General features: G+C 72.1%; 11 protein-coding genes. 7 read left to right on the top strand and 4 right to left on the bottom strand.

Annotated features, from left to right (window positions below; translation table 11 throughout):
* The first annotated feature begins 45 nt into the window (after positions 1-45).
* Positions 46-1,314: a tyrosine--tRNA ligase gene (gene tyrS, locus TU30_RS08300; protein WP_042166486.1), complete on the top strand. Its 1,269-nt coding sequence runs from the start codon at positions 46-48 to the stop codon at positions 1,312-1,314.
* A gap of 82 nt (positions 1,315-1,396) precedes the next feature.
* Here tyrS and TU30_RS08295 read toward each other — a convergent pair whose 3' ends face one another.
* Entirely contained in the window at positions 1,397-1,675 is a 279-nt protein-coding gene (locus tag TU30_RS08295) for a GlsB/YeaQ/YmgE family stress response membrane protein (RefSeq protein WP_042166485.1), read from the bottom strand.
* A 279-nt stretch (positions 1,676-1,954) separates the two neighbouring features.
* On the opposite strand from TU30_RS08295, the gene TU30_RS08290 reads away from it, so the two are divergent.
* Together TU30_RS08290 and TU30_RS08285 are read left to right on the top strand one after the other, a co-directional pair.
* Positions 1,955-2,380, top strand: coding sequence for a DUF3099 domain-containing protein (locus TU30_RS08290; protein WP_042166483.1), 426 nt, complete (start codon positions 1,955-1,957; stop codon positions 2,378-2,380).
* 269 nt (positions 2,381-2,649) lie between these two features.
* Positions 2,650-2,874: a hypothetical protein gene (locus TU30_RS08285; RefSeq protein WP_042166481.1), complete on the top strand. Its 225-nt coding sequence runs from the start codon at positions 2,650-2,652 to the stop codon at positions 2,872-2,874.
* A gap of 50 nt (positions 2,875-2,924) precedes the next feature.
* Here the strand turns inward: TU30_RS08285 and moaA are convergent, their stop codons facing one another.
* The 3 genes from moaA to TU30_RS08270 all read right to left on the bottom strand — a co-directional run bounded on the left by moaA (position 2,925) and on the right by TU30_RS08270 (position 6,120).
* A complete protein-coding gene (moaA, locus tag TU30_RS08280; RefSeq protein ID WP_042166479.1) occupies positions 2,925-3,914 on the bottom strand; it encodes a GTP 3',8-cyclase MoaA in 990 nt (329 codons plus the stop codon).
* A gap of 224 nt (positions 3,915-4,138) precedes the next feature.
* A complete protein-coding gene (locus TU30_RS08275; RefSeq protein ID WP_042166477.1) occupies positions 4,139-5,767 on the bottom strand; it encodes a cation acetate symporter in 1,629 nt (542 codons plus the stop codon).
* Complete coding sequence (locus TU30_RS08270) at positions 5,764-6,120, bottom strand: DUF485 domain-containing protein (protein WP_042166475.1); 357 nt, start codon at positions 6,118-6,120, stop codon at positions 5,764-5,766. Before TU30_RS08270 ends, TU30_RS08275 begins: the two co-directional genes overlap by 4 nt.
* A gap of 259 nt (positions 6,121-6,379) precedes the next feature.
* Between TU30_RS08270 and TU30_RS08265 the strand changes: the two genes are divergently transcribed.
* From TU30_RS08265 to TU30_RS08250, 4 genes are all read left to right on the top strand, one after another.
* Complete coding sequence (locus TU30_RS08265) at positions 6,380-7,942, top strand: S8 family serine peptidase (protein ID WP_042166472.1); 1,563 nt, start codon at positions 6,380-6,382, stop codon at positions 7,940-7,942.
* 114 nt (positions 7,943-8,056) lie between these two features.
* A complete protein-coding gene (locus tag TU30_RS08260; RefSeq protein WP_042166470.1) occupies positions 8,057-9,523 on the top strand; it encodes a CoA transferase in 1,467 nt (488 codons plus the stop codon).
* 102 nt (positions 9,524-9,625) lie between these two features.
* A complete protein-coding gene (locus TU30_RS08255) occupies positions 9,626-10,633 on the top strand; it encodes a CopD family protein (RefSeq protein WP_042166469.1) in 1,008 nt (335 codons plus the stop codon).
* Between the two features lie 251 nt (positions 10,634-10,884).
* Complete coding sequence (locus TU30_RS08250) at positions 10,885-11,871, top strand: DEDDh family exonuclease (protein WP_042166468.1); 987 nt, start codon at positions 10,885-10,887, stop codon at positions 11,869-11,871.
* The last annotated feature ends 152 nt before the right edge of the window (positions 11,872-12,023 follow it).

Here is a 12,023-nt window from a genome sequence, read left to right as displayed (position 1 = left end):
GTAGGCGTTCGGAAACCGAAGCAGCACCGAGGAGACGCGAGAACCGTGACGGACATCGTCGACGAGCTGAAGTGGCGCGGGCTGTTCGCCCTGTCCACCGACGAGGACGCCTTGCGCAAGGCGCTCGCGGACGGTCCTGTCACGTTCTATTGCGGCTTCGACCCGACCGCGCCGTCACTGCACGTCGGACATCTGGTGCAGGTGCTCACGGTGCGCCGGCTCCAGCAGGCCGGGCACCGGCCGCTGGCGCTGGTCGGCGGCGCCACGGGCCTGATCGGCGACCCCCGCCCGACGGCGGAGCGCACGCTGAACGACCCGGAGACGGTGTCCGGCTGGGTGGACCGGCTGCGTGGCCAGATCGAGCCGTTCCTGTCCTTCGAGGGCGAGAACGCGGCGGTGATGGTCAACAACCTCGACTGGACGCAGAACCTGTCCGCGATCGAGTTCCTGCGGGACGTCGGCAAGCACTTCCGCGTCAACAAGATGCTGACGAAGGACTCCGTCGCGCGGCGGCTGGAGTCCTCCGAGGGCATCAGCTACACGGAGTTCAGCTACCAGCTCCTGCAGGGCATGGACTTCCTCCAGCTGTACCGGCGTTACGGCTGCACGCTCCAGCAGGGCGGCAGCGACCAGTGGGGCAACCTCACGGCCGGGCTCGACCTGATCCACCGCCTGGAGCCGCACGCCGCGGTGCACGCGCTGGCGACGCCGCTGATGACGAAGGCGGACGGCACCAAGTTCGGCAAGACCGAGGGCGGTGCCGTCTGGCTCGACCCGGACATGACCACGCCCTACGCGTTCTACCAGTTCTGGCTGAACGTGGACGACCGGGACATCTCGAGGTACCTGCGCATCCTGTCCTTCAGGTCCCGCGAGGAGCTGGAGGCGCTGGAGGCGCAGACGGCGGAGCGTCCGCAGGTACGTGCAGCGCAGCGCGCCCTGGCGGAGGAGCTGACGACGCTGGTGCACGGCGCCGGCCAGACGGCCGCCGTGATCGCCGCGTCGAAGGCGCTGTTCGGCCAGGGCGAGCTGGCGGAGCTGGACGAGCGGACGCTGGCGGCGGCCCTCTCCGAGGTGCCGCACGTCCGGGTCGCCGAGCCCGGTCCGGTCGTCGACCTGTTCGCGGAGGTCGGCCTGGTGCCCAGCAAGTCGGCCGCGCGGCGCACGGTGAAGGAGGGCGGCGCCTACGTGAACAACGTCAAGGTCACCGCCGAGGACGCCGTCCCCGCGGAGGAGGACCTGCTGCACGGCCGCTGGCTGGTGCTGCGCCGGGGCAAGAAGAACCTGGCGGCGGTGGAGGTCACGGCCGTCTGAGCCCGCGCCCGCCGCACGGGCGCGTCGCGTGGACGTCCGGTGTGCCGCACCGGACGCGCGCGGCGTGTCCGGCGTGCGTCGGTCAGGTCCGCTGTGCGCGCTTGCCCCGCATCTGCATGTACAGCATGTCGACGACGAACACGATGACGACCGCCGCCACCAGCTGGAAGATGTGCCGGCCCCAGTCGATGCCCGGCGTCTCCCCGATGCCGAAGCCCCGCGCGATGGCGTTGCCCGCGATGGCGCCGAGGATGCCGCAGATGGTGGTCAGCCACAGCGGGCTGTGCTGCTTGCCCGGGATGATCGCCTTCGCGATCAGACCGAGCACGAACCCCACGATGATCGCCCACAACCAGCCCATGGCTTCCTCCTGATAGGCCTCGACACGAACATTACGGCCAGTGTCGACCCGGATCCGTTGGGCCGCATGTCGGCCGGGCCGTACGCGCGGCGGCGCAGGCCGGACGGGCACACCGGCATACGGGCCGCGGGGCGTGGACGGGACACGGAACCGGGGCGCCCCGGTTTCGTGGGCGGCGGGGACGCGGCGTACCGTGGTGGCGTGCGGGCCCGGGGTCCCGGCCGGTCGTGGGACGGCCGGAGGCGGGGAGAGTCCGATTCGGGCGGATGGTGGAATGCGATGCGGAAGCAGCATGGCGGCGGCGTCCAGGTGTTCCGGATCACCGGCGCCAGGACGGGGCTGCAGGAGGATGTGCGCGGGCGGCAGCGCCGGTATGTGATCTCGATGATCGTTCGTACGATCTCGGTCATTCTCGCGGCCACGCTCTGGAACGTGGAACGGCACGTCGCGATCGTGGCGCTGGTTCTCGGCATGGTGTTGCCGTACGTCGCGGTGGTGATCGCCAACGCCGGGCGTGAAAACTCGCCGTCGCTGCCGTCTGCCCACCTGACGCCGCAGGCGCGGCCGATGATCACATCGTCACGGACGAATGACGGTGCGGCGGAATCCGGGACGGAAGACGTGGCGCCCGGGCCCTCCCCCGGCGCACGAACGGAGCGGCCCGAGCCGTCATGGCCTTCGGGACATGACCACGACCGGCCGTAGGCGGAAGACATTAATTCGCCAAGCTCAAGAAAAGCTCAGATCAATCATGTTGTTCCGGTGCCGGGGGCGGGGTGACCCGTGACATACTTCGTACGCGCTCCGCATCCCCCGTCGGAGCGACAGACCGACGCCGGGCAGCTCCCCCCGTGGCTGCTCGGCGTCGCCTTTTCCTTTCTCTTTCCCTCTCTTTTCCGCGCTCTCTCCCCCCGCTTGCGCGCTTTTCCCGTGGGACGTCGCACTGTGCCGATCGGGTTAGGGTCGGCGGTGTGATGGACCCTGATCCCGAGACGCCGATCTGTTCCGCGAAGGGCTGCCGCGCCGCCGCCGTGTGGGTGCTCGCCTGGAACAACCCGAAGCTGCACACACCGGAGCGCCGCAAGACCTGGCTCGCGTGCGAGGAGCACCGGGAGCAGCTGTCGCAGTTCCTCGGTGTGCGCGGATTCCTGAAGGACGTCGTGCGCTTCGAGGAGTGGACGGCGCCCGAAGGAGCGTGAGGGCCGCTCCCGGGGAGGACCGCTCCGCGGAGCCTCCCCGGGAGCGGCCCTCAACCGCCGATCGCCGACATCGGGCGGTCCGGCTGGACGAAGGACGGGTCGTCGAGGCCGGCTCCCGCCTTCTTCCCCCACATGGCCAGCTTCCAGATCCGTGCGATCTCCTCGTCGGGGGCGTCGGAGCGCAGGGCGGCACGCAGGTCCGTCTCCTCGGAGGCGAACAGGCACGTGCGTATCTGTCCGTCGGCGGTGAGGCGGGTGCGGTCGCAGGCCGCGCAGAACGGCCGGGTGACGGAGGCGATGACGCCGACGCGGTGCGGGCCGCCGTCGACCAGCCAGCGCTCGGCCGGAGCCGAACCCCGGGCCTCGTCGCCCTCGGGGGTCAGCTCGAAGCGGGTGCGCAGAGAGGTGAGGATGTCACCGGCGGTGATCATGCCGTCGCGCTTCCAGCCGTGCTGGGCGTCCAGGGGCATCTGCTCGATGAAGCGCAGTTCGTAGTCGTGTTCCACGGCCCAGGCGAGCAGGTCGGGGGCCTCGTCGTCGTTGAGTCCCGGCATCAGGACCGAGTTGACCTTCACCGGGGTCAGGCCGGCCTCGCGGGCCGCGTGCAGGCCGTCGAGGACGTCCTGGTGGCGGTTGCGGCGGGTGAGTGTCCTGAAGACGTCCGGGCGGAGCGTGTCCAGTGAGACGTTGACCCGGTCCAGGCCGGCCTGCTTCAGGGCCGCCGCCGTGCGGCCGAGGCCGATGCCGTTGGTGGTGAGGGACATCTGGGGGCGGGGCTGCAGGGCGGCGACGCGCTCGACGATGCCGACCAGCCCGGGGCGGAGCAGGGGCTCACCGCCGGTGAAGCGGACCTCCTCGACACCGAGGGAGGTGACGGCGATGCCGACCAGGCGGACGATCTCGTCGTCCGTCAGCAGGTCGGGCTTGGCGAGCCACTGCAGGCCCTCCTCGGGCATGCAGTAGGTGCACCGCAGGTTGCACCGGTCGGTCAGTGACACCCTCAGGTCGGTGGCCACCCGGCCGTACGTGTCGATGAGCACGTGGCCCCCTCCCTCCGCTCGGATCGCTCATGCTCCGTACCTGCGAGCCTACGTGACGCCACCGACAAGCCGCAGTACCCCCTGTACGACAGGATGCGACGAGAGGCACGACGGCCGCGTCGCAGGAGACCCCCGGGGGTCTCCTGCGACGCGGCCGAAAGGGGCGACGACCGATTCGGTCGGGTCGGTCGATTCGGTCGGGTCGGTCGATTCGGTCGGGTCGGTCAGTGGGCGCCGGTGCCGGTCAGTGACCGGACCTCCAGCTCCGCGAACTTCTTGACGTCGGGTTCCTCCTTCGACAGGACGGTGCCGAGCCAGCCCATCAGGAAGCCGAACGGGATGGAGATGATGCCCGGGTTCTTCAGCGGGAACCACGCGAAGTCGACGTCGGGGAACATCGCGGTCGGGGCGCCCGACACCACGGGCGAGAACAGCACCAGGCCGACGGCGACGATGAGACCGCCGTAGATCGACCACAGGGCGCCCTGGGTGGTGAACCGCTTCCAGAACAGGCTGTAGAGGATCGTCGGCAGGTTGGCGGAGGCGGCGACCGCGAAGGCCAGTGCGACCAGGCCGGCCACGTTCAGGTCGCGGGCGAGGGCGCCCAGACCGATGGAGACGACGCCGATGAGGACGGTCGCCCAGCGGGCCGCGCGGACCTCCTCCGCGCCGGTGGCCTCCCCCTTGCGGATGACGTTGGCGTAGATGTCGTGCGCGAAGGAGGACGACGAGGCGAGGGTGAGACCGGCGACCACGGCGAGGATCGTGGCGAAGGCGACCGCCGAGATGGTGGCGAGCAGGATCGCACCCCAGGCCGAGTCGACACCGCCCAGGTGCAGGGCGAGCAGCGGGGCGGCCGTGTTGCCGGACGGGTTGGAGGCGATGATCTCGTCCTGGGAGATCAGCGCGGCGGCGCCGAAGCCGAGGGCGATGGTCATCAGGTAGAAGCCGCCGATGATACCGATGGCCCAGTTCACGGACTTACGGGCGGCCTTGGCGTTGGGCACCGTGTAGAAGCGGATCAGGATGTGCGGCAGGCCGGCGGTGCCGAGCACCAGGGCGATGCCGAGTGAGAGGAAGTCCAGCTTGGTGGTGCCGTCCGCGCCGTACTGGAGGCCGGGCTCGAGGAAGGCGTCACCCTTGCCGCTGTTCTCGGCGGCGCTGCCCAGCAGGTCGGAGATGTTGAAGTTGAACTTCAGGAGCACCAGGAAGGTGATCAGGATGGTGCCGCCGATGAGCAGCACGGCCTTGACCATCTGCACCCAGGTGGTGCCCTTCATGCCGCCGATGGAGACGTACACGATCATCAGGAGACCGACGAGGGCGACGATGAGGATCTTGCCCGCGTCGGAGGTGATGCCGAGGAGCAGCGAGACGAGCACGCCGGCGCCCGCCATCTGGGCCAGCAGGTAGAAGATCGAGACGACGATGGTGGAGGTGCCCGCGGCGGTGCGCACGGGGCGCTGGCGCATGCGGTAGGCGAGGACGTCGCCCATGGTGTAGCGGCCGGAGTTCCGCAGGGGCTCGGCGACCAGGAGCAGGGCGACCAGCCAGGCGACCAGGAACCCGATGGAGTAGAGGAAGCCGTCGTAGCCGAAGAGGGCGATGGCGCCCGCGATGCCGAGGAAGGACGCGGCCGACATGTAGTCGCCGGAGACCGCGAGCCCGTTCTGGAAGGCGCTGAACTGGCGTCCGCCCGCGTAGAAGTCGGCGGCGCTCTTGGTCTGGCGGCCCGCCCACACGGTGATGCCGAGGGTCGCGAGGACGAACAGTGCGAACAGGGTGATGATGAGCGGGCGGTGCTCGCTCGCCTCGTTCGCGGCGAGCTGGACAGTGGTGGTCGAGGGGCTCATGCGCCGCCCTCCATACGCGTCTTGATGGCCTCGGCCTTGGGGTCGAGATGGGTGGCGGCGTGCCGGGAGTACCACCACGCGATGAGGAACGTGGTGACGAACTGCAGGACGCCGAAGACGAAGGCGACGTTGATGTTGCCGAACAGCCTGGCGCCCATGAAGCCGCCCGCGTAGTTCGAGAGCAGCACGTACAGCAGGTACCAGACGATGAAGCCGACGGTCAGGGGGAAGGCGAAGGAGCGGTAGGAGCGGCGCAGTTCACCGAACTCAGCGCTCTCCTGCACCTCGGTGAACTCCTCGGGCGTGGGGAGTTTGTGCTGCTCTGCTGAGGGGGGCGGTGCTTCGGCGGCCACGGAGTCTCCTCGCGGTGCGGGTCGGACGGGGACGGGGGCGAGTGTCCTCGCGCTCCCTGCAGAACGTCACGGCGCCACGCGAGGACCGGTTCACCCCTCCGGGCTTCTTTTGCGTGGACGTTTTCCGAAGACATGGCCGGCAAAGCGTTGCTGGCCGACGACAGCGCGGGATAGCTTCGCACTGCACCACCCGTCATGTACCTGCCCGAGCACCACCTGTGCCTCGGGCCGTTTCGTTTCCGGATGATGTGGAGATCCCATGGCTCATCTGCGTTCCAGACGCCGGCTCGCCCCCGCCGTGCCCGTCGCGCTGTCCCTGACCGTCTCGCTCGGCTTCCTGCCGGCGACGGCCTCGGCGGCTCCGCGGACGGCATCGACCGCAACCGAACGGGCGAACGAGCAGGCGGCGGAGCGGGCGACGGACGCCCCCGGTCTGGCGTACGTCGTCAACACCAGGACGGACCGCCGCACGATCGCGTCGGTGGAGAAGGCGGTCGCCGCGGCCGGCGGGACCGTCGTGGTCACGTACGACCGGATCGGCGTGATCGTCGTCCACTCGGCGAACCCCGGCTTCGCCCAGGAGATGCGTACCGTGCGCGGGGTGCGGTCGGCCGGTGCGACCCGCACCGCACCGCTGGTCCCCGCGGGAACGATGGACGAGGGCGCGGCGGACTACGTGACGGCCGAGGAGGCCGCCAGGACGCGGGCCGTCTCCGCGCGGACCCCCGGCAGCGAGCCGCTCGAGGCCGACCAGTGGGACCTGCGCGCGATCGGCGCCGACAAGGCCGCGCAGATCAGCCCGGGCAGCCGCAAGGTGACCGTCGCCGTGATCGACACCGGCGTGGACGACTCCCACCCCGACCTCGAGCCGAACTTCTCCGCCGCCCAGTCGGCCAACTGCGTCGGCGGCAAGGCCGACACCAGCGAGGGCGCCTGGCGCCCGTACACGGACGAGGACTACCACGGCACCCATGTGGCCGGTGAGATCGCCGCGGCCCGCAACGGCGTCGGCGTCGCCGGTGTCGCGCCCGGCGTCAAGGTCTCGTCCATCAAGGTGAGCGACCCGGACAACGGGCTGTTCTACCCGGAGAACGTCGTCTGCGCCTTCGTGTTCGCCGCCGACCACGGCGTGGAGATCACGAACAACAGCTACTACGTCGACCCGTGGCTCTACAACTGCGTGGACGACCCGGACCAGCGGGCGATCGTCGACGCGGTCGACCGGGCCCAGAAGTACGCCCAGCGCAAGGGCACCCTGCACGTCGCGTCGGCCGGCAACTCCAACCACGACCTGGCCTCGGACGCGATCGACGACGCCTCCAGCCCCAACGACACCACCCCGGTCGAGCGCACCATCGACCCGTCCGAGTGCCTCGACCTGCCGACCCAGCTCCCCGGCGTGGTCACGGTCAGCGCGACCGGCGTGCAGAACCTCAAGTCGTACTACTCCACGTACGGCAAGGGTGTCGTCGACGTGGCCGCGCCGGGCGGCGACGGGCGCTACCAGACGCCCGACACCCCGTCGAAGAACGGCCGCATCCTGTCCACCATGCCGAACGGCGAGTACGCCTTCCTGCAGGGCACGTCGATGGCCGCGCCGCACGCCGCCGGTGTCGCCGCGCTGCTGAAGTCCAAGCACCCGTGGGCGTCCCCGGCCGGGTTGCAGGCACTGCTGAAGGCGCAGGCGAACAATCCGGGCTGCCCGGAGTCCTACGACCAGAACGGCGACGGCGTCCAGGACGCGACGTGCGAGGGCGGCAGCCGGGTCAACGGTTTCTACGGCGCCGGCATCGTCGACGCGCTGCGCGCGGTGAAGCGGTGACGCGGTGCGCGCCGTGAAGCGGTGACGCTTCAGTCGTCCTGTCGTACCTGTGGGCGTGAGGGCCGGGCCACCGTGTGCCCGGTCCTCACGCCGTCGATACCGCACAGTGCACCCATGACCGAGACCGACCGCCCCTCCCCCTGCTCCCGCCCCGGCCCCGGCCTCGCGGCCGCCTGGTCCTCGGTGGGCGGAGACCCGGCCCTGCTCACCCGCGTGACGACCGTCGAGCGGCCCGAGGTGCTTCCCGCGCGGCTGCCGGTGCGGGAGTTGGCGCGCGCCTGCGTGGGAGCGTGCGCGCTGGCCGCGGCCGAACTGGGTGCGCGACGGGCGGGATCCCGCCGTCCCGGTGGTCCTGCACTCCCCGGGACGCCCGCTGTGCGGGTGGACGACGGGGCGGTGGCGGCGGCGTTCGTCAGTGAGCGGCATCTGCTGGTCGGCGGGCGGGCTCCGGTGAGCTTCGCCCCGCTGTCGCGGTTCTGGCGGACGGCCGACGGATGGGTGCGCACGCACACCAACTACCCGCACCACCGGGCCCGGCTGCTCGCCGCGCTGGGCACGTCCGACGAGCCGGAGGCGGTGGCCGCGGCACTCGCCGCGCGGTCGGCCGCGGAGGTCGAGGAGACCGTGTACGCCGCCGGGGGCCTCGCCGTCGCCCTGCGCACCCCCGCCGAGTGGGCGGCGCACGAGCAGGCGGCGGCCGTGGCGCGGCGGCCGCTGGTGGAGCGCGGGCGGCTGGATTCCGCGCCCGCGCGGGTGCTCGGACCCGTGGGCCGCGATCCGCTGCTGCCCGCGGCGGGGCTGCGGGTGCTGGACCTGACCCGGGTCGTCGCGGGCCCCGTCGCCACCCGCACGCTCGCCCTGCTCGGCGCGGACGTGCTGCGCCTGGACCCGCCGGGGCTGCCCGAACTCCCCGACCAGCACATCGACACGGGGTTCGGGAAGCGCTCGGCCCTGCTGGATCTGGCGGCCGGCCGGGACACGTTCGAGGAACTGCTCGCGGCGGCGGACGTGGTGGTCACCGGGTACCGGCCGGGATCCCTGGAACGCCTGGGACTGGGCCCCGAGGAACTGGCCGGGCGCCGGCCCGGCGTGGTCGTGGCCGAGCTGTCGGCGTGGGGTGCGTACGGGCCGTGGGGCGGCCGGCGCGGCTTCGACAGCCTGGTGCAGGCGGCCACGGGGATCGCGGTGAGTGAGGGTTCGGCCGGGCGGCCGGGCACGCTCCCGGCGCAGGCCCTCGACCACGGCACCGGTCATCTGCTGGCGGCGGCGGTGCTGCGGGCGCTGACCGAGCAGGAGGACGAGGGCGGCAGCCGGTTCGTACGACTGGCGCTGGCGCGGACGGCGGCCTGGCTGCTGGAGGGGGCCTCGCCCACGCGTGCGCCGGAGGGCGAACCGGCCGCGGAAGGCGTCGTTGTCCCCGGTCCGGCTGCGGGCTGTTCCGCCGACGGCTGGCTCACGGAGACGGACAGTGCCCTGGGGAGGCTGCGGTACGCCCGCTCCCCGGTGTCGTTCGCCGACGGCCCCCGCGACTGGACCCGTCCGCCCCGGCCGTGGGGTACCGACGCGGCTCGATGGGCGTGACGGGCCGTCAGCCGGGGCACCGGGCAGGGCCTTTGCATGACATGCGCCCCACATCCTCCCCCCTCGCTTGCCCGTTCTGTGAGCCCTTGTGAAGATCCTGGGGTGACTCTGACCAATCCCGGCTCCGGGGCGACCGGTGCGCACAGGGGTGCGCGGCGTTCCGGCACCGGCCCGGCTGCCGCCGTCATCGTGCTGGTGGCCCTGGCCGCGCTGATACCGTTCCTCGGCCCGTCCCCGGCCCTGCACGGCACCGGTGAGGCCGCCGCGCCCGGCACCGGCGGCATAGCCCTGCTGCGGACGGTGCTGTTCGCGGCGCTGGCCGTACCCGCCGGCGAGCTGTTCGTGAAACGGCTGCTGCGGTCCGTGCCCGACGCTCCCCCGGCCGTGCCGCACGGCTGGTCCACCGTCGCGAACTGCGCCGGGTTCGTGGCCGCCCTCGGGCTCGCCTCCGTCGTGGCCACCGGGAACCTGGTGCCCGACAGCCTCGCCGCCATCGACGTGGGCGGCCTGTACGACTCGCGGGAGGGCAGGCTCGCCCTCCTGGAGGTCAACGCGTTCCTCGCCGCGGCCCTGTGCGCCGCCTCCGGCCGTCCGGGGACGCAGGTCTGGCCGCTGGCCGCGGTCGTCGTCGCCGAGGCCCTGCGCGCGCACCCCGAGACCGAGTACACCCCGCTGATCGGCTCCGGGCTGACGCTGATCCATCTGCTCTGCGCCTCGCTCTGGGTGGGCGGCCTGCTGTACGCGCTGCGCACGATGCGCGCGTGGCGGGGCTCGCCGGCGGGCGGCGTGCTGCTGGGGCTGTACGCGCGCGTGGCGGCCGTCCTGCTCGTCGCCGTCACGGCGACCGGGGTGTGCAGTTCGTTGCGCCGGATGCCCCCGGGGACGGTCCTGGAGCAGCTGACGGACACGGCGTACGGGCGTGTGCTGCTCGCCAAGGTGATCCTGATGGCCGGGGTCGCGTCCCTCGCCCTGTGGGCCCGGATCCGGCTGGCCCGCGCGGCCGATCCGTCGAGCGCCCGTACCCCCGCGCGGGCGGAGGCGTACGTCCTGGCCCTGGTGGTGGCGGTGTCGGGTCTCCTGACGGCGCTGCCGGTGCCGATCCGCTGGTGAGGGACGGGCGCCGGGGGCGCCCCCTGCTCGAAGAGCTCGGGGGAGGACGTGCCGGCTCCCACGTCTTCGGCACGGTCCGCCGGACAGGCCCCGCACCCCGGTGGCCCCCGGCGGGGTCCCCCCGCCGGGGGCCACCGGGGTGCGGGGCCATGGCGGGGGCGCCGCCCGCCGTGCCGCGCGGGACCACGCGTCGCACCCGCGCGGCACCTGACGGACAGGGCTGTCGGCGGCGGCCCGTATCCTCGTGAACCATGCTCGAAGACCTCACGACCGAAGCGTCCTCCCCCGGCGCGTGGCCGGCCGCCTATCCGCAGGGGTACGCGGTCGTCGACGTGGAGACCACGGGGCTCGCCCGGGACGACCGCATCATCTCGGCGGGTGTCTACCAGCTGGACGCGCGCGGCGAGGTCGAGGACCACTGGTACACGGTGGTCGATCCGGAGCGGGACCCCGGGCCGGTGTGGATCCACGGCCTGACGAGCGAGTCGCTCGAAGGAGCGCCCCTCTTCGCCGACATCGCCGGGGAGTTCGCCACCCGGCTGGAGGGCCGGGTGCTCGTCGCGCACAACGCCGTCTTCGACTGGCAGATGATCGCCCGCGAGTACGCGCGCGCCCGCGCGCAGGCGCCGGTGAAGCAGCGGCTGTGCACGATCGCCCTCTCCAAGGAGCTCGCACTGCCGCTGCCCAACCACAGACTGGAGTCGCTCGCCGCGCACTTCGGGGTGGTTCAGCGGCGCGCGCACCACGCGCTGGACGACGCGCGGGTGCTGGCGGAGGTGTTCCGGCCCAGCCTGCGGACCGCGGCGGCGCGCGGTGTGCGGCTGCCCCTGCTCGAGTGCCTGCCGCTGACGGAGTGGACGGACCGGCCCCGCCTCGGGCAGCAGGCGGGCCACGGCGGCGGTCACCGGCCCGCCGGCTGGCGCACGTCCCGCAAGCGGCCCGCGTGCCCGTACCCCAACCCGGGCCGGTACGCACCGGACAGGCCGCTCAAGCAGGGCATGCGGGTCGCCTTCTCCGGCGACACCTCCGTGGAGCGGGACCTGCTGGAGGACCGGGCGACCGAGGCCGGGCTGCATGTGGCCACCAGCATCTCCCGGCTGACCAGCCTCCTGGTCACCAACGATCCGGACTCGGGCACGTCCAAGGTGGTCAAGGCCCGGCAGTACGGCACCCCGGTCGTGGACGAGGCGGCTTTCGGGCAGTTGCTGGGTGACGTCGAACCCGCTTCGGAGGGCTGACCCCGTACGCGCGAAGCGGCCCTCCACCGCGGAAGGCGGGGGGCCGGCCCTGTGGCGCATGGCGACTGTGGAGTACGCGGCAGGAGTCGGGGAATGACCTTCGAGGTGCGCATCCAGGACATGACGCCACCGTTTGACCGACACGACTGCCC

Source organism: Streptomyces sp. NBRC 110035, from assembly GCF_000829695.1.
Classification (GTDB): domain Bacteria; phylum Actinomycetota; class Actinomycetes; order Streptomycetales; family Streptomycetaceae; genus Streptomyces.
Note: the sequence above shows the minus strand (reverse complement) of the source record. Positions and strands in the feature narration are given on the sequence as shown.

Bases quoted from the DNA above. Each gene is read 5' to 3' on its own strand.
- TU30_RS08295 (WP_042166485.1), bottom strand. From the start codon at position 1,675: ATGGGCTGGTTGTGGGCGATCATCGTGGGGTTCGTGCTCGGTCTGATC.
- TU30_RS08290 (WP_042166483.1), top strand. From the start codon at position 1,955: ATGCGGAAGCAGCATGGCGGCGGCGTCCAGGTGTTCCGGATCACCGGC.
- TU30_RS08285 (WP_042166481.1), top strand. From the start codon at position 2,650: ATGGACCCTGATCCCGAGACGCCGATCTGTTCCGCGAAGGGCTGCCGC.
- TU30_RS08275 (WP_042166477.1), bottom strand. From the start codon at position 5,767: ATGAGCCCCTCGACCACCACTGTCCAGCTCGCCGCGAACGAGGCGAGC.
- TU30_RS08265 (WP_042166472.1), top strand. From the start codon at position 6,380: ATGGCTCATCTGCGTTCCAGACGCCGGCTCGCCCCCGCCGTGCCCGTC.
- TU30_RS08260 (WP_042166470.1), top strand. From the start codon at position 8,057: ATGACCGAGACCGACCGCCCCTCCCCCTGCTCCCGCCCCGGCCCCGGC.
- TU30_RS08250 (WP_042166468.1), top strand. From the start codon at position 10,885: ATGCTCGAAGACCTCACGACCGAAGCGTCCTCCCCCGGCGCGTGGCCG.